At 68.5% G+C, this 18,410-nt stretch carries 11 protein-coding genes; all 11 read left to right on the forward strand.

Features of this window, described 5'->3' with window-relative positions:
• The first annotated feature begins 83 nt into the window (after positions 1 to 83).
• Positions 84 to 1,493, forward strand: coding sequence for a maltokinase N-terminal cap-like domain-containing protein (locus BOSE46_RS03480; protein ID WP_159538287.1), 1,410 nt, complete (start codon positions 84 to 86; stop codon positions 1,491 to 1,493).
• Positions 1,490 to 3,385 (forward strand): 1,4-alpha-glucan branching protein GlgB, encoded by a 1,896-nt coding sequence (gene glgB, locus BOSE46_RS03485; protein WP_159538289.1) that lies wholly within the window; start codon positions 1,490 to 1,492, stop codon positions 3,383 to 3,385. Before BOSE46_RS03480 ends, glgB begins: the two co-directional genes overlap by 4 nt.
• 182 nt (positions 3,386 to 3,567) lie before the next feature.
• Positions 3,568 to 6,294 (forward strand): hypothetical protein, encoded by a 2,727-nt coding sequence (locus tag BOSE46_RS03490; protein ID WP_159538291.1) that lies wholly within the window; start codon positions 3,568 to 3,570, stop codon positions 6,292 to 6,294.
• On the forward strand, positions 6,236 to 8,710 hold the full coding sequence (locus BOSE46_RS03495) for a hypothetical protein (RefSeq protein WP_159538293.1): 2,475 nt from the start codon (positions 6,236 to 6,238) through the stop codon (positions 8,708 to 8,710). Before BOSE46_RS03490 ends, BOSE46_RS03495 begins: the two co-directional genes overlap by 59 nt.
• A gap of 187 nt (positions 8,711 to 8,897) precedes the next feature.
• Positions 8,898 to 9,677 (forward strand): electron transfer flavoprotein subunit beta/FixA family protein, encoded by a 780-nt coding sequence (locus BOSE46_RS03500; protein WP_236551604.1) that lies wholly within the window; start codon positions 8,898 to 8,900, stop codon positions 9,675 to 9,677.
• A gap of 15 nt (positions 9,678 to 9,692) precedes the next feature.
• Complete coding sequence (locus BOSE46_RS03505) at positions 9,693 to 10,640, forward strand: electron transfer flavoprotein subunit alpha/FixB family protein (RefSeq protein ID WP_159538297.1); 948 nt, start codon at positions 9,693 to 9,695, stop codon at positions 10,638 to 10,640.
• A 268-nt stretch (positions 10,641 to 10,908) separates the two neighbouring features.
• Positions 10,909 to 12,555 carry an ABC transporter substrate-binding protein gene (locus BOSE46_RS03510; protein WP_159538299.1) on the forward strand — a complete coding sequence of 549 codons (1,647 nt, stop codon included), beginning with the start codon at positions 10,909 to 10,911 and terminating at the stop codon, positions 12,553 to 12,555.
• Positions 12,556 to 12,693: 138 nt separating this feature from the next.
• On the forward strand, positions 12,694 to 13,623 hold the full coding sequence (locus tag BOSE46_RS03515; RefSeq protein ID WP_159538301.1) for an ABC transporter permease: 930 nt from the start codon (positions 12,694 to 12,696) through the stop codon (positions 13,621 to 13,623).
• On the forward strand, positions 13,616 to 14,599 hold the full coding sequence (locus BOSE46_RS03520) for an ABC transporter permease (RefSeq protein WP_201299507.1): 984 nt from the start codon (positions 13,616 to 13,618) through the stop codon (positions 14,597 to 14,599). The genes BOSE46_RS03515 and BOSE46_RS03520 overlap by 8 nt, the downstream gene beginning before the upstream one ends.
• Entirely contained in the window at positions 14,596 to 16,308 is a 1,713-nt protein-coding gene (locus BOSE46_RS03525; protein WP_159538305.1) for an ABC transporter ATP-binding protein, read from the forward strand. The genes BOSE46_RS03520 and BOSE46_RS03525 overlap by 4 nt, the downstream gene beginning before the upstream one ends.
• Before the next feature lie 78 nt (positions 16,309 to 16,386).
• The gene (locus tag BOSE46_RS03530; RefSeq protein WP_159538307.1) at positions 16,387 to 18,381 is read left to right on the forward strand and encodes a S8 family serine peptidase; all 1,995 of its coding nucleotides are present in this window, start codon (positions 16,387 to 16,389) and stop codon (positions 18,379 to 18,381) included.
• Positions 18,382 to 18,410: the final 29 nt, after the last annotated feature.

The raw sequence follows: 18,410 nt of genomic DNA on the forward strand, positions 1-18,410 counted from the left end.
GTTCTCATTTCGACAAGCTCAATGAGCGTGTTGTCGCGGCGCGAGCTGTCGGTCCCAGAGCTCGTCGAAAGGACGGTGACGGCATGAGTGGACCTGTTGAAGCGAGTGAAGAGGTGACGTCGCGCGACGAGATGGTCGAGCACCTGGCGGCGGCGCTGCCGGCCTGGCTGCCGACGCAGCGCTGGTTCGGCGGCAAGGATCGCGAGATCACCGCCGTACGCCCGCTGTCGTGGACGACGCTGCTCGACGGCGACCCGCTGCTGATCCACCTCGTGGTCGAGGTCGAGCAGGGTGACCGCACCGAGCCCTATCAGCTGCTGATCGGCAGCCGCCAGAGCCAGGTGCCCGATGTGGCGGCCTCGGCCTCGATCGGGCTGGAGAACGGGCTGACCTGCTACGAGGCCAGCGGCGACGCCGACCTCACGGCCTGCCTGCTCGAGCTGATCATCGCGGGGGAGGACGTCGACGGCCTCCGCTTCGAGCGCGAGCCCGACGCCGAGCTCACCGGTGGCCTGCGCGCGCACCCCATCACGTCCGAGCAGAGCAACACGTCGCTGGTCTACGGCAACCAGTACATCCTCAAGCTGTTCCGCAAGCTCACGCCCGGGCTCAACAAGGACCTCATGCTGCACCGGGCGCTTCGCGACGTCGACTGCCCGCACATCGCCGACCCGCTCGGCTCGATCTCGGGTGAGCTGCACGGCGAGGAGCTGACGATCGGCATGCTGCAGCGGTTCATGCCCGATGCCGCCGACGGCTGGGTCATGGCCACCACGAGCGTCCGCGACTTCATGGCCGACTCCGGGGGACTGCCGCCGGAGGAGCTGGGTGGTGACTTCGCCGGCGAGGCCTACCGGCTGGGCAAGGCCGTCGCGCGGGTCCACGCCGACCTCGCGACGGCGCTGGGCACCGAGCAGGCCGACGGCGCCGAGCTCGAGCGCACGGTTGCCGCGATGGTCGCGCGCCTCGACCGGGTCACCGCGGAGGTGCCGAGCCTGGCCGATCACGGTCCCGGCCTGCGGGCCGCGTTCGCGAAGCTCACCGACATACGAGAGCCCGTGTCGATGCAGTACGTCCACGGCGACCTCCACCTCGGGCAGGTGCTCCGCACGATCAACGGCTGGCTGTTGCTCGACTTCGAGGGCGAGCCCGCCGCGTCACTCGCCGAACGCTCCGCGCTGCGGTCGCCGTTGCGCGACGTCGCGGGGATGCTGCGATCGTTCGACTACGCCGCGCAGCAGCTGCTCGTCGGCCAGCCGGAGGATCCCGAGCGCACGGCCCGGGCGATGCAGTGGGCGCAGCGCAACCGTTCGGCGTTCTGCGACGGCTATGCGCACGTCGCCGAGCACGATCCCCGCGACAGCGCCGACCTCTTGCGTGCCCTCGAGCTCGACAAGGCGGTCTACGAGGTGTCGTACGAGCACGCCAACCGGCCCGACTGGCTGACCGTCCCGTTGGCCTCGATCGACCGCATCATGGAGGAGACGTCATGAACGAGACATACTCCTGGCCCGCAGCGGTGGGCGAGCTCGACCTGCACCTCATCAGCGAAGGTCGCCACGAGCGGCTCTGGGAGGTGCTCGGCGCCCACGTGCGTACGTACGACGGTCCCGACGGACCGGTCGAAGGCACCTCGTTCGCGGTGTGGGCACCCAACGCCCAGGCCGTGCAGGTCGCCGGCGACTTCAACTTCTGGGACAGCGGCAGCCACCCCATGCGGTCCCTCGGCGACGCCGGGGTGTGGGACCTGTTCGTGCCGGGCATCGGCATCGGCACGCACTACAAGTTCCGCATCCTCGGCCCCGACGGGCAGTGGCACGAGAAGGCCGACCCGATGGCGTTCCGCGCCGAGGTGCCGCCGGCCACGGCGTCGGTCGTCACGACGCCGCAGCACACGTGGACCGACGCCGCGTGGGTCGCCAAGCGCGACTCGACCGCGTGGCTCGAGGCGCCGATGAGCATCTACGAGGTGCACCTCGGGTCGTGGCGGCCGGGCCTCGACTACCGCGAGCTCGCCGACGAGCTGGCCGACTACCTGACCGAGACCGGGTTCACGCATGTCGAGCTCATGCCGATCGCCGAGCACCCGTTCGGCGGCTCGTGGGGCTACCAGGTCACCTCTTACTATGCGCCGACTTCGCGGTTCGGCTCGCCCGACGACTTCCGTTGGTTCGTCGACGAGCTGCACCAGCGCGGTTTCGGCGTCATCGTCGACTGGGTGCCGGCGCACTTCCCGCGCGACGAGTGGGCGCTGGCGCGCTTCGACGGCACTCCTCTCTATGAGCACCCGGACCCGCGCCGCGGCGAGCAGCCCGACTGGGGCACGTACGTCTTCGACTTCGGACGCCCGGAGGTCCGCAACTTCCTCGTGGCCAACGCGCTGTTCTGGCTCGAGGAGTTCCACCTCGACGGCCTGCGCGTCGACGCCGTGGCGTCGATGCTCTACCTCGACTACTCCCGCAAGGACGGGGAGTGGGTCGCCAACCAGCACGGAGGCCGGGAGAACCTCGAAGCCGTCCAGCTGCTGCAGGAGCTCAACGCGACGGTCTACAAGCACCACCCGGGCGTCGTCATGATCGCGGAGGAGTCGACCGCGTGGCCCGGCGTCAGCAAGCCCACCGACAGCGGCGGGCTCGGATTCGGCTTCAAGTGGAACATGGGCTGGATGCACGACACGTTGAGCTTCCTCGGCCACGAGCCGGTGCACCGCTCCTACCACCACGGCGAGATGACGTTCTCGATCGACTATGCCTGGACCGAGAACTTCATCCTGCCGCTGTCGCACGACGAGGTCGTGCACGGCAAGGGGTCGCTGTGGCAGCGGATGCCGGGCGACGACTGGAACAAGGCGGCCGGCGTACGTTCTCTGTTGGCGTTCATGTGGGCCCACCCGGGCAAGCAGATGCTGTTCATGGGCGGTGAGTTCGGCCAGGCGAGCGAGTGGGCCGAGTCGCGGTCACTGGAGTGGCACGAGCTCGACCAGCCGCTGCACTCCGGGATCCTGCACCTGGTCAGCGACCTCAACGCGTACTACCGCGAAGCGCCCGCGCTCTACTCGGCCGACGGCAAGCCGGAGGGCTTCCAGTGGATCGACGCCAGCGACGTCGCCGGCAACGTGATCTGCTTCCTGCGCATCGGTTCCGACGGCTCGACGCTCGCCTGCGTCGCCAACTTCTCGGGCGGCCCACACCACGACTATCGCGTCGGGCTGCCGTCGTCGGGCTCGTGGCGCGAGGTGATCAACACCGACAGCGAGGTCTACGGCGGATCCGGTGTGGGCAATCTCGGCGCGGTGGAGGCGACCGACGAGCCGTGGCACGGGCAGCCCGCCTCGGCACTGCTGCAGCTGCCGCCCGCGGGCGTGCTCTGGCTCGCGCCTGCGTGACTTGGGCCACATCGGCACATGACTTTCCGACGGTCACGATCGTTGATCCAGAAGTGACTCCAGCGAGCCGCGATCCGGCGTGTCCGGCGCGATTCGCCGGGTGTCGAGAACCAATGTGACACACGGTACGCATGGGGCATACTGAGCAGCGAAGTGCCACCAGCGGCAGATGAAAGGGAGTCATGACCGACTCAGAGTCCAACCAGCCGGTCGAGCGTCGGCGCGCCGACCCGTTGCAGGTCGCAGCGGATCAGCTCGCGAGCGACGAAGGGGACAGCGCACCCGCGCCGAAGCGTGAGTCGGCCGAGGTCAACCACCCCTCGCCGCGCCACACTCCGGTCGACGCCCTCTCGCAGGCCGCTGCGAGCATCGAGGAGGACTCGTCCGACGAGGGCGATGACGACAGCCCCCGCGCCCGCCGGGCTGCCGCCCGTGCTGCGCGCCAGGCCGCAGCCGACAAGCGCAAGGCCGAGCGGGCCGCCGCCAAGGCGTACGCCGCGTCCAAGCGCCACGCCGTACGCAACGACGGCGGTGGGGCTGATGACGCTCCCAAGGAGAAGACCCTCGCCGAGAAGCTCGACGCCGCTCGCGAAGCCGTGTCGACCCCGCCGGATCAGGTCGAGGCCGAGGCCGAGACCACCCAGACATTCGATGCCGTGAACGACCACGCTCCTGCCGAGGAGGCGGCTCCCGAAACCCCCGCTGCCGAGCAGCCCGGCGAGACCACCGCCGCGTGGCCCGCGGTCGAGGACACGCCCCGCAGCTCGCCGTTCTCCCGTCTGGGCAGCGCGCCGACCGCAGGACAGTTCTCGAACGACGAGGAGCCGTCCGCACCGCAGCCCGAGGCCGCCGAGCTCCAGCCCGAGGTCGTGGAGGAGCCCGTCGTCGAGACGATCGAGAACGAAGCGCCGGCCGCGGAACCCGCTCCCGCTGAGCCGGAGCGCGAGCCGGAGCCTGTGCCGGTTGCGGAGCAGGAGCCCGCCCCGGTCGCCGAGCCTGAGCCTGAGCCTGAGCGCGTTGCCGAGCCGGAGCCTGCTCCGGTCGAGGCCCGCCAGGAGACACCGGCTCCCGAGCCGGTCGCGCAGTCGACCCCGGCAGCCGAGCCCGCACCGGCCACGTTCGCCGAGAAGCTGGCGGCAGCCAGTGCGGCCGCGCAGCAGCGTGTTGCCGCGGCACGTGCCGAGGCAGCCCGCCTGATGGAGGAGGCTGCCCGCGAGCGCGCTGAGGTGTCCGCACGCCTGCAGTCCGACGAGGCCGCCCAGCGCGAGATCGCGGCTCAGAAGCTCAAGGCCGCTGAGCAGGCCGCCGCCGAGCGGGTCAGTGCCGCCCAGCAGGAGGCCGACCGGGTCACCGCGGAGATCGAGCGCGAGCGCGCGGCCGCGGCCGCCAAGATCGCCGAGCTCCAGAAGGCCGCCGACGAGCGGGTCGCGGCTGCCAAGGCCGAGGCCGAGCGCCAGGCCCAGCAGCGCATCCAGCAGGCCAACGCCGAGGCGTTGCGTCTCGCCGACGAGGCCGAGGCCGAGGCCAAGCGGGTGGCTGAGCGCCGCCTCGCCGAGTCCGAGAAGGCCGCCGAAGAGGCCGCCACCCGGCGCCTCGAGGCAGCCGAACAGGATGCGCAGCGCCGCATCGAGGCTGCCCGTGCGGAGGCCGAGAAGGTTGCCGCCCAGGCTGCCGCCGATCGCGAGGCCGCGCTGACGCAGCTCGCCAAGGAGCGCGAAGCCGCTGACGCCCGCCTGGTCGAGGTCAAGGCCGAGGCCGAGCGCATCGTCGCGGAGGCTGACCGTACGTCCGCCAGCCACGTCGCCGCGGCACAGGCCGAGGCCGAGAAGGTCGCGCAGCAGGCGGCCGCCGATCGTGAGGCCGCACTGGCCCAGCTCGCCAAGGAGCGCGAGGAGGCCGACGCCCGACTGGCCGAGGTCAAGGCCGAGGCCGAGCGCACCGTCCGCGAGGCCGAGGAGTCAGCCGGATCCCACGTCGCTGCCGCCAAGGCTGAGGCGGAGAAGTTCGCTCAGGAGACCGCCGCCGAGCGCGTCGCCATCGCCGTACGCGTGTCCGACGCCGAGCGTGCCGCGGAGGAGAAGCTCGTCGCCGCCAAGGTCCAGGCCGATCGACTCGCCGCAGAAGCCGCTCAGCGTCACGCGGAGGCCGCCGCCGAGCTCGCGCGTGAGCGTGACGAGGCCAAGGCACTCGTCGAGCGGGCCAACGAAGAGGCCGACAAGCTCGCCAAGGAGGCCGAGGCAGAACGCGCCGAGGCCGCCGAGAAGCTGGCCGAGGCCGAGCGCATGGCCGCCGAGAAGATCCGTGCCGCACAGGCCGAGGCCGAGCGAGTGGCCGCCGAGGCCAACGAAGCCGCTCGCCTCGCCGGCGAGGCTCGCGAGAAGGCCGAGCGCAAGCTCGCCGAGGACGTCGAGGCAGCTCGCCTCGACGCCGAGCGCAAGATCGCCCAGGCCGAGAAGGACGCTGCCGAGCGCATCGCCCAGGCACAGGCCGAGGCGCGCCGTCTCGCGGAGAAGTCCGAGCAGGATGCCCGTGAACGTGTCGCCGCGGCACAGGCCGAGGCCGAACGCGTCACCGTCCAGTCCAAGCGTGATGCCCAGGAGCGACTTAGCCAGGCCGTCGCCGCGGCTCGCTCCGCCGCTGAAGAGAAGCTGCAGGAGGCAGAGCGCACGGCGCTCGAATGGGTCGCCGCCGCCGAGGCCGAGGCTGAGCGCGTCGCGCAGGAGCACATCGTCATGGCGAACCACTCGTCGGCGTCGACGCCGCTGACGACCCCCGAGCCACTCGTCGACGAGTACGTCGATGAGGCGCCGGACGCCGCAGACACCGATGATCATTCGCCCGAGGAGGTGAATGACGACTCCGGGCAGGTCGCCCCCAAGATCAAAAAAAGGGTCGTCCGACGCAAGTGAGGTCCTGACTGCCGGCTCGATCGTCGCCGATCTCGACGACGACGAGCCCGACTCGGTCGAGCCTGTCGCACCCGAGGAGTCTGACGTCCTCGAGACCGACGAAGACGTCGTCGACGACGGCGAGCTCGTCGCCGACGCCGACCCCCCGGAGCCGGTCGAGGACGTCGCGATGGCGTCGATCGCCCCTGCGGGTCCCAGCCGGCGCGAGCTCAAGGCGCAGGCCAAGGCTGCGCGTCGCCAGGAGCGCGAGGAGGCCGCTCAGGCGAAGCTCGATGCCAAGAGGGAGGCGCGCGAGGCTCGCGCACAGGCGAAGCACCAAGCCGTCGAGGATCGCGCACAGGCCAAGCAGCAGGTTCGCGAGGAGCGCGAGAACGCCAAGCAGCAGGCCCGCGAGGAGCGCGAGAACGCCAAGCAGCAGGCTCACGAAGAGCGCGAGACCGCCAAGCAGCAGGCGGCCGCGGCCCGTGAGCAGGAGGCCGCCGATCGCGCCGCGGCTCTCGAGCAGGAAGCCCGCGAGCAGGAAGCCCGCGAGCAGAAGGCCCGTGAGCAGGAAGCCCGTGAGCAGGAAGCTCGTGACAACGAGGCCCGTGAGCAGGAAGCCCGTGACAACGAGGCCCGTGAGCAGGAAGCCCGTGACAACGAGGCTCGTGAGCGGGAGGCCCGCGACCAGGAAGCGGCTGACGCCGAGGCGCGCGAGACGACCGACGACGAGGTGGAACAGACTCCTGAGTCCTCCGCCGAGCCGATCGTGGAGCCCGAGGCGCAGCCCGTGGCTCCCTCTGAAGCGAGCGTAGGACTGGCCAAGCGACTCGAGGCCGAGCGCGTACGACTCGCCGAGCAGCGCGAGCAGCGTGAGGCCGAGGAGCAGCAGCGACAGGAGCGCGAGAAGGCCGAGGCTGAGGCTGCCGAAGCCAAGATCGCTGCCCGCCGCGAGCGCGATGAAGCGAAGTCGGCGACCCGCCAGGCTCGCGTCGACGCGAAGCTTGAGCGCAAGCAGGCCAAGCAGGCCCGCCTGGACGCGAAGCTGGCTGCCCGCCAGCAGCGCAACGAGGAGCGCGAGCAGGCCGCCGCAGCCAAGGTGCAGGCTCGTGCCGAGCGCGCGGCTGCCAAGGCCGCCGCGCGCGTCGACACGCGTACGGCCGCGATGGAGGCCCCGGAGCTGACGGCACCTGACTCCGCAGGCGGGGAGGTCGAGGTGGAGGTCGCTGCCGCGGCAGCGCTCCAGAGTGCAGATCTCGGCGCTGTCGAGGAAGTGGTCGCCGAGCCCCTCGCCGAGGAGCAGCCCGAACCGGTCGACGAGACAGTGGATCCAGAGGAGTCGCCGGACGACGCCACGGAAACTGAGGCCGTCGAGACGCCGGTCGGGGTCGACCGTCCGGATCGCCAGCAGGCCAAGGTCGAGGCCAAGGAGGCCAGGCTCGCCGCGCGCCGTGAGCGTGCCGACGCCAAGCAGGCCGCCCGGCAGACCCGTGAGGAGGCCAAGCAGGCGGCCCGTAGCGAACGCATCGCAGCCAAGGAAGCCCTCCGGCTCGAGCGTGCTGAGGCCAAGAACGCCGCGCGACAGGCACGCGAGGACGCCGAGGAGGCCGAGCGCCGCGAGCGTGAGGCGGTCGAGCAGAAGGCACGTGAGGACGCCGAGGCGGCGGATCGCCGCGAGCGCGGGGAGGCCGTGCAGGCCGCGCTGGCGGCCGCCCAGGTCGAAGCGGAGGCCGAGGCCGAGCCGGAGGCCGAGGAGGTCGACGAGTCATCGGCCGACGACGACGTCGCCAACGACGCCGTCGACGATGCCGAGACGGAGGTCGAGGCCGAAACCGAGACCGCCGACGAGACCGCCGACGAGGTCGACGACGAGGTCGAGGTCGACACCGCGGTCGCCGCGCAGGAGGCCGCGGGCGACGCCAAGGACGCAGCCCGTCGCGAGCGCCAGGAAGCCAAGGAGGCGGCCCGTCGCGAGCGTGAGGACTCCAAGGCTGCCGCCCGCGAGGCCAAGGCAGCGCGCCGAGCGGAGAAGCGGGACGATCGCATCGTCGAGGCTCCCCGCGAGCCCAAGGTCTCGTTACTCGAACGCCGGCGCCAGAAGGCCGATGGACGCGAGCCCGGCGCCAGCTCGGGCGGTCGTAACGCCGTCGCGGTCCTCGCTGTCGCGGTCGGCGTCGTGGGTCTCACCGCTTCACTCCTGCTGGCCATCGGCGCATTCATGGCGGCGCTCGGCACGACCGACAGCAACGCGGCGTACGACGCCCTCTCATCGGTCTGCGACCTGCTGGTCGGCCCGCTCCGTGATGTCTTCACCTTCTCGGGCACGAACGCCGAGATGAAGGAAGCCGTCGTGGCATGGGGTGCCGGCTCGATGATCTACGTCCTCGTCGGCATGTTCGCGCAGTCCTATCTCCGGTCGCGCATCGACGAGGACTGAGCGTGCAAGTGTGACCTAACCCATGCGACACATGGGTCGATCCGATTGCTACCTCTAGGTAACATTCAGATGACGAAGGGCCGCCAGTTTCGGCGCCACATGGCGTGGGATGGTGGCTCTCACACAGTCCAGAGACTGCCGTGACGGCCGCTCGGTCGTTGCGCCCCAGATTCACAGGAGGGTCCTCGTGACCAAAATCGTTGTCGCTGTGAAGTACGTACCGGATGCCACGGCTGACCGGAACTTCAGCGCCGATAACACCGTCGATCGTGTTGGCGTGGACGGTCTGTTGTCCGAGCTTGACGAGTACGCGGTGGAGCAGGCGCTCCAGGTCGTCGAGGCCGGCGAGGGTGAGGTGACGGTCCTGACCGTCGGCCCCGAGCAGGCTTCGGATGCGGTGCGCAAGGCGCTGCAGATGGGTGCCGACGCGGGCGTGCACGTGCAGGACGACGCGATCCACGGCTCCGACGCGTTCGCGACGTCGCTGGTGCTGGCCGAGGCCATCAAGAAGCTCGACTACGACCTGGTGTTCTTCGGCATGGCGTCGACCGATGGTGGTCTGGGTGTCGTCCCGACCCTCGTGGCTGAGCGTCTGGGCCTCCCGGCGGTGACGTATGCGTCGGAGGTCAGCGTCGATGGCGACACGGTCAAGATCCGCCGCGACGGCGACGTCGCCACGCAGGAGATCGAGGCGTCCGGCAAGGTCGTCGTCTCGGTGACGGACCAGTCCGGTGAAGCTCGCTACCCGTCGTTCAAGGGCATCATGGCGGCGAAGAAGAAGGACGTCCAGGAGTGGACGCTGGCCGATCTGGGTCTCGACGCCGGCTCGGTCGGCCTCGACAACGCCTGGACCAAGGTCGAGTCGTTCGAGCCCCGCCCGCCGCGCACTGCCGGTGAGATCGTCACGGACGAGGGAGACGGCGGCGCCAAGCTCGTCGAGTTCCTCGCCTCCAAGAAGTTCGTCTGAGAAGGGCACTGACACATGACTGAAGTACTCGTACTGATCGACGCCCCTGACGGCAAGGTCACCAAGCCCTCCCTGGAGCTGTTGACGATCGCTCGCCGCATCGGCGAGCCGTCCGCGGTCGTGTTCGGCACCGCCGACAACGACACGCTCAAGGAGTACGGCGCGGAGAAGATCTACACGTACGACGACGCCGCCTACGACGAGTTCCTGGTCGGTCCCAAGGCCGAGGCGCTCGCGCAGCTCGTCGCCGACAAGTCCCCGGCCGCGGTGCTGGTCGGTGCGTCGACCGAGGGCAAGGAGATCAGCGCCCGCGTGGCGCTCAAGACAGAGTCCGGTTGGATCAGCGACGCGGTCGACGTCCAGGCCGATGGCGGCAGCATCACCACGACGCAGTCGGTGTTCGCCGGCAACTTCACGGTCAAGGCCAACGTGACCAAGGGTGCGCCCGTGATCACGGTCAAGCCCAACTCGACCGCCCCCGAGGCCGCACCGGCTGCCGGCGCTGTTGAGGCCGTCACCGCTGACATCTCCGATGCCGCCAAGACCGCCAAGATCACCTCGTCCAAGCCCAAGGAGGCTTCGGGTCGCCCCGAGCTGACCGAGGCCGCGATCGTGGTCTCCGGTGGCCGTGGCACCGGTGGCGACTTCTCCGAGGTCGAGGCATTCGCCGACAGCCTCGGCGCAGCCGTCGGCGCCTCGCGTGCTGCGGTCGACTCGGGTTGGTACCCGCACTCGTTCCAGGTCGGCCAGACCGGCAAGACCGTGTCGCCGCAGCTGTATGTCGCCAACGGCATCTCCGGTGCGATCCAGCACCGCGCCGGCATGCAGACGTCCAAGACGATCATCGCGGTCAACAAGGACGACGAGGCACCGATCTTCGAGCTCGTCGACTTCGGCGTCGTGGGCGACCTCAAGGCCGTCCTCCCCGCCGCCACCGAAGAGATCAAGAAGCGCAAGGGCTGATCACAGCTCCCCACGACGGCCGGCTCACCATGGTGGGCCGGCCGTCGCTGTGTTTGCCCTGCGATCGCACCGTGTGAGCGTTCTCCATGATCCGCGGGAGCCACCCTGGACCCCTCCGGCGAACTATTGACTTCGCTGCACGGAGCCACCCGTACCTTTTGGTAACACTTTGATTAAGCAACGCTCCAATGCTGTTCCGTGAGCCTGCTGTGGTGATAGTCATAGGGGGCGCGCGCCAGCGTGCACCAGACAATCACAGGAGGAATCCATGCGACTCTCTCGGCGTACCCGCCTTGCGGGTGTGGCGTTGATCGCGGCCGGCAGCCTTACCCTGGCGGCTTGCGGCGGCGGCAGCGACGACAAGAGCGAGGGCGGCGGCAGCACCAAGTCCGTCATCACGGTCTATGGCACCAACCCCCAGAACCCGATGATCCCGACCGCTACCAACGAGGTCGGCGGTGGAGACCCGCTGGACAACCTCTTCTCCGGCCTGGTGGCCTACAACACCGACGGATCGGTGACCAACGACGTCGCAGAGTCGATCGAGCCCAACAAGGACAGCACGGTCTGGACCGTCAAGCTCAAGGACGGCAAGAAGTTCACCGACGGTTCGGCCGTCACGGCTGACTCGTTCGTCAAGGCGTGGAACTACGGCGCCAACCCGGCGAACAAGCAGCTCAACAACTACTTCTTCTACCCGATCAAGGGCACCGACGACGTCGGCAACACGGTCGGCGGCGCCAAGACGGTCTCGGGCCTCAAGGTCATCGACGACAAGTCCTTCACGATCACGCTGAAGTCCTCGGAGTCGGACTTCCCGCTGCGTCTCGGCTACTCGGCCTACTTCCCGGTCCCGGACTCGGCCTACGACTCGGCCGGCAAGATCACCAAGGAGTACGGCAACAAGCCGATCGGCAACGGTCCGTACAAGCTGTCCAAGACCGGTTGGGAGAAGAACAAGCAGATCTCGCTGGTCCCCAACCCGGACTACGACGGTCCGCACAAGGCCAAGAACGGCGGCCTGACGTTCAAGTTCTTCAACTCCGTCGACTCGGCCTACACGGCCGTCCAGTCGGGCACGCTCGACGTCCTGGACCAGGTGCCGCCGAGCGCGCTCACCACGTTCGAGAGCGACTCCGCCGTCAAGGCGTACAACGAGCCCGGCTCGAGCTTCTCCTCCTTCACGATCCCGGAGCGCCTCGCGCACTTCGGCAAGAACGAAGAGGGCGAGCTGCGTCGCGCGGCGATCTCAATGGCGATCAACCGTCCCGAGATCACCAAGAAGATCTTCAACAACGCTCGTACGCCGGCCAGCGACTTCACGTCGCCGGTGCTCGACGGCTGGACCGACAAGGTCACCGGCAACGAGGTGCTGAAGTTCAACCCCGAAGAGGCCAAGGCCAAGTGGGCCGAGGCTGACAAGATCAGCAAGTGGAGCGGCAAGTTCCAGCTCGCCTACAACAACGACGGCGCTGGCAACAAGGAGTTCTCCGAGGCGATGGCCAACCAGATCAAGAACACGCTGGGTATCGACGCCGAGCCGAAGGCTTACCCCACGTTCGACGAGCTGCGTACGGTCGTCACCGACCGCACGATCAAGACGCCGTTCCGCACCGGTTGGCAGGCTGACTACCCGTCGATGCTCAACTACCTCGGACCGATCTACGCCACCGGCGCCGGATCCAACGATGGTGACTACAGCAACAAGGACTTCGACAAGCTGATCCAGGACGCGTCCGCCGCCACCGGCGACGACCGCTACAAGCTGATCGGTGAGGCGCAGGCCATCTTGATGAAGGACCTGCCGGCGATCCCGCTGTGGTACCAGAACGCCACCGCAGTGACCGCAAAGGATCTCAAGGGATTCGTGTTCAACTGGAAGCAGAAGCCTGACTACTACGCGCTGACGAAGTAGTCCGAGCGGCACCATTGGCCGCGGGGGTAGCCTCTATCTGGGCTACCCCCGCGCGCTACGTCCGATTTCGGTGCACTATGGCATTTCGATCAAGTGCCAACGCATCGTTTCCATTCTTCTCACCTTCCAGGAGGCCTCGTGTGGTGGTATGTCGCCAAGCGACTGCTCCAGGCCATCCCAGTTTTTCTCGGGGCCACGCTCATCATCTTCTTCTTGACGAAGCTGCGCCCTGGTGACCCGATCCTTGGCCTGATCGGCAACAAACCGGTGTCGCCGGAGGTCCGAGAGGCCCTGCGGGACCAGTTCCACCTCAACGACTTCATCGGCCTGCAGTGGCTCTACTTCCTCAAGGACGTCGTCACCTTCAATCCCGATTTCGTCGGGCTCGACGGCCAGCCGGTGTTCCAGAAGATCGGCAACGCCTTGCCTGTCACTGGCACTCTGGCGCTCCTGGCCCTCGCGATGGATGCTGTCATCGGCATCGTCGTCGGCACGATCGCCGGCCTTCGTCGCAACGGCTGGTTCGACTCGGTGACGCTCGTCATCTCCCTGATCCTGCTCTCGATCCCGATCTTCGTGGTCGGCTTCGTGCTGCAGTTCCTGTTCGGCGTGAAGTGGGGCATCTTTGCCGCGACCGTCCCGGTCGACTGGAACGTGACCGACCTGTTGCTGCCGGCGTTTGTTCTCGCGATCGCCAACATCGCCACCACGACTCGGCTGACGCGCACCTCGGTCGCCAACAACATGAGCGCCGACCACGTGCGCACGGCTCGGGCCAAGGGCCTCTCCGGCGGTGTGGTCATTCGCAATCACGTGCTGCGCAACTCACTCGTGCCGGTCGTCACCTACATCGGCATCAACCTCGGATCGCTGATGGCCGGTGCCATCATCACCGAGGGCATCTTCAACGTGCAGGGCATCGGCAACCTCGCCTTTGGCGCCGTCAGCAGAGGTGACACCCCGTTGACCGTGTCCGTCGTCTCGGTGATGGTCATGCTCTATGTGTTCATGAGCCTGATCGTCGACCTCCTCTATGCCGTTCTCGACCCGAGGATCCGCTATGTCTGAGATTCAACCGGCGACCCGACCGGGTCAGGAACGATACGTCGCACCCATCGACGAGACCCCACTGCGCGCGATCGACGTCGTCGATGTCGATGCCGTGCCGGAGAGCCAGTGGCGAGAGGCTTGGAAGAGGCTGCGCGTGTCGCCCCTGTTCTGGCTGGCCTCCGTCATCATCCTGGTGCTCGCCGTCATGGTGGCCTTCCCCACGCTGTTCACCAGCGCCGACCCCAACCAGGCGTCGCTGGGCAAGCAGTTCGCCAAGCCCAGCGAAGGCCATCCGTTCGGATACAACTTCCAAGGCGCCGACATCTGGGCCCGTACGGTCTACGGTGCGCGAGCCTCAGTGGCAGTGGGCGTCTTCGCCACGGTGGTGACCGTCGTGCTGGGCGTGATCACCGGAGCCATCGCCGGCTTCTACGGCGGCATCACCGACACGTTGGTCTCGCGCCTCAGTGACATCTTCTTCTCGATCCCGGTGCTGCTGGGCAGCATCGTGGTCATCTCGGTGATCAACAACCTCTACCCCAACCGAGGCTTCTGGGGCTCGGTCTTCGTGGTGGTGCTGGCCCTCGCGATCTTCGCGTGGCCGCAGATCACGCGTCAGATGCGTGGCGCCGTCCTCGAGGTCAAGAACCTGGAGTTCGTCGACGCCGCCACGGCGATCGGCGCGTCCAAGCTCACCAACCTGCGCCGCCACATCGTCCCCAACTCGCTGTCGCCGGTCATCGTCTCCGCAACGATCTCGCTCGGCGTGTTCATCGTGGCCGAGTCCGCCCTGTCGTTCCTCGGTATCGGCCTGCCGCAGACCATCGTGTCGTGGGGCAACGACCTGTCGGACGCACAGAACCTCGTCCGCTCCGGCCAGCACCTGGTCGTGATGTGGGTACCCGCGACGGCCCTGGCCGTCACCGTGCTCGGCTTCGTCCTGCTGGGTGAGGCCGTTCGCGAAGCGCTCGACCCGAAGGCGAGGAAGTCATGACCGAGACGCCACTGCTCGAGATCAAGGACCTGCGAGTCGGGTTCCGCACCGGCAAGAAGAAGGTGCTCACAGCGGTCGACGGGGCCAGCCTCAGCATCTACCCGGGACAGACGATCGCCATCGTCGGTGAGTCGGGATCGGGCAAGTCGACCCTGGCCCACTCGGTCATCGACCTGTTGCCCGGCTCAGGACACGTCATGGGCGGGGAGATCCTGTTCGAGGGTCGCGACATCTCGCAGGTCGACCGCAAGGCCGTGCTCGCGCTTCGCGGCTCGTCGATCGGACTCGTCCCGCAGGACCCGATGTCCAACCTCAACCCGTTGTGGAAGGTCGGCCGCCAGATCAAGGAAGCGCTCGTCGCCAACGGCGTCGCGTCCGGCGACGCGGCTGACAAGCGGGTCGTGGAGCTGCTCGAAGAGGCTGGGCTTCCTGACGCCGAGCGTCGGGCCCGGCAGTACCCTCACGAGTTCTCCGGAGGCATGCGTCAGCGAGCCCTGATCGCCATGGGCCTGGCAGCACGTCCCAAGCTGCTGATCGCCGACGAGCCGACTTCGGCGCTGGACGTGACGGTCCAGAAGCAGATCCTCGACCACCTCGACCAGCTCACCGACACCCTGGGCGTCGCGGTCATGCTGATCACGCACGACCTCGGTCTCGCGGCCGAGCGTGCCGACCACCTCGTCGTGATGTACCGCGGCCGGGTCGTCGAGTCCGGACCCGCGCGCGACATCCTGCAGCATCCCGAGCACCCCTACACCAAGCGGCTCGTGTCCAACGCGCCGTCGTTGGCGTCGCAGCGGCTGTCGTCCGTACGCGCTCGCGAGGAGGTGCGTGAGCAGGCGGTCCAGACCGCGGCGGAGATCGCCGAGGAGATCGCGCACAGCGACACCGAGTTCGGTGAGGGCCGCAAGGACGTCATCGTCGTCGAGAACCTCACGAAGATCTTCACGCTGCGCGGCGCCAAGCCGTGGCAGAAGGTCGACTTCGCCGCAGTCGACGACGTGTCGTTCCGGCTGCGCCGCGGCACCACCACGGCGATCGTGGGGGAGTCCGGCTCGGGCAAGTCGACGGTTGCCCGCATGGTCCTCGACCTGTTGCCCCCGACCTCGGGCAACGTGATCTTCGACGGTCGCAACATTCGCGAGCTGACGTCCAAGGCGGAGCGCCTGAAGCTGCGGCGCCAGATGCAGCCGGTCTTCCAGAACCCGTACGCCTCGCTGGATCCGCTCTACTCGATCTACCAGTCGATCGAGGAGCCCTTGCAGCTGCACGGCGTCGGGACCAAGAAGGAGCGCGAGGCCAAGGTCCGCGACCTGCTCGACAAGGTCTCCTTGCCGACCACGGTGATGTCGCGCTATCCCGGCGAGCTGTCGGGTGGACAGCGGCAGCGCGTGGCGATCGCCCGTGCGCTGGCCCTCGATCCCGAGGTCGTGATCTGCGACGAGGCCGTCTCGGCCCTCGACGTGCTGGTCCAGGCGCAGATCCTCGAGCTGCTCAACGACCTCCAGGCCGAGCTCGGCCTGAGCTACCTGTTCATCACGCACGACCTTGCGGTGGTCCGGCAGATCGCCGACGACGTGCTGGTGATGCAGGACGGCAAGGTCGTCGAGGCTGCTCCGGTCTCCGAGGTCTTCGACAACCCGCAGAAGGACTACACGCGCAAGCTGCTGGATGCGATTCCGGGCGCGACGATCGAGCTCGGGGCCTGATTGCCCGTATGCCGGCATGACCGCGCGCGCTGCCGTACCCTGACGTCCAGGAGAGAGTAGCTAGCGCAAAGGGTCGGCATGAGGCGCGTTCTCCTCTCTTCGTACGTCGTGGCGGTCTGTCTGCTGCTTCCTGCGCTCGTGCCGTCCGGCGCTGCCCAGGCGCAGCAGCCGTCGCCCTCGGTGGCGCCGGGTGACGCGACGGGCCTGATCGTGTCCACCAACGGGCTGATCTCCGACGGCGTCCTTCGCACGGTCTCCTCGCTGCTGGGTCGCGACATCGTGAGCCAGGTGCCGCTGGGCGACTCATTGGTCTCGTTGCGATTCGACCGGGGCCTGCCGGCGGCGACCGTCCGACTGCTGACGTCCGTGCTCAACGCCCTGCCCGGCCTGGCCGCGGTCAGTCCGGACCTCGTCGCCACGAGCGACTCAGTGCCGCCCAACGACTCGTACTTCCCGAGGCAGACCAACCTGTGGTCGCCGACCCAGGCGGCCACGGACTCGGGCGCACCGGCCGCGCCGGGGTCCGACTACAGCATGGACGCGCCGACCATGTGGGACGCCACGCGTGGGTCGAAGTCGGTCGTCGTGGCGATCGTCGACGGAGGCATCGCGGCACACCCCGACCTGGCCGGGCAGACCGTGCCGGGCTACGACATGATCGCCGACAGCCGCAACGCCAAGGACGGCTCCGGTCGTGACGCGAACACCGCCGATCCGGGCAACAGCTCGAACGGGACCTTGTGCGCGGCGCATGCCAGCACCTGGCACGGCACCCACGTGGCCGGCATCGTCGCGGCCCTGCGCAACAACGGGATCGGCATCTCCGGGATCGCGCCGGGGGTGCGCATCCAGCCCGTACGCGTCGTGGGTCAGTGCGGCGCCTCGCTGTCCGACGTCGTCGCCGGCATCCGGTGGGCATCCGGCGGTGACGTGCCCGGGGTGCCGCGCAACAAGACGCCCGCCGACGTCATCAACCTCTCGCTCTCGAGCACGGTCACTGACTACGCGTGCCCGGCGGCCTACCAGGACGTGATCAACGAGGCTCGTCGACGAGGTGCGGTCGTCGTGGCCTCGGCCGGTAACCAGAGCGCGTCGGTCCTGACCCGTACGCCGGCCAACTGCGCGGGCGTGCTGTCCGTGGGAGCCACCGACGTCGACGGCAGCGCCACGTCGTACACCAACGCCGGCCGGACGATCGGGATCATGGCGCAGGGCGGGGAGACCGGTGAGGGGCAGGGGATCTGGTCGACCGTGAACGCCGGAACAGGCGGGCCGACCCGGTCGACGTACGGCCAGATGGCCGGCACGTCGATGGCGGCGCCGTCGGTGTCCGCCGCCGCGGCGCTGGTGCGATCGCTCGGCAGCTTCACCAACGACCAGGTCGTGCAGGTGCTGAAGGCATCCGCGCTGAAGCCGCCGGAGCTCAACGACTACTACACGTGCATCTCGCACGACAAGTCGACGGGAGCCGAGCGCAATGTCTGCGGCGCCGGCATCCTCAACCTGGCGGCGATCCCGGCCCCGGTGGGCCACCCTGTGCTGGCAGGCGGCTCGACGGTCGGCAGCACGCTGTCGTTCGCGCCGAACCGGTGGAACGGCCACCCCGACTCGGTGACGCACCAGTGGTTGCGCAACGGGGCGGCGATCGCGGGAGCCACCGCGACGTCGTACCAGCTGACCGCTGCCGACCTGGGCCGCACCCTGACGGTGCGCTCGACGTCGCACACGCCGGGCTATCCGGACTTCTCCGGGGTGTCGGTCGCCAAGGTCGTGCCCAAGGCGAAGGCATCGGTGACGCTGCGGCTGTCGTCGACCCGGGCGCGGGTGTCGAGAACGCGACTGTATGCGTACGTGACCGTGACCGCTGCGCAGGGCCAGGCACCGACCGGCACGGTCAGCGCGTATGTTGATGGTCGTCGCGTGGCGCTCGTGACCCTGAGCTCGGGGGCCGTGCGCGTGCGTCTGCCGGTGTTCGCGAAGACCGGTCGGCACAAGGTCCAGGTGCGTTTCAACGGCAATCCGCGGGTGGCGGCGACGTGGTCGCGATCGTTCCTGGTGAGTGTGTCGAAGTAGCCCTTTCGGTGGATTGACTCCTTCGAACA

The organism is Aeromicrobium sp. 9AM, assembly GCF_902506105.1.
GTDB lineage: Bacteria > Actinomycetota > Actinomycetes > Propionibacteriales > Nocardioidaceae > Aeromicrobium.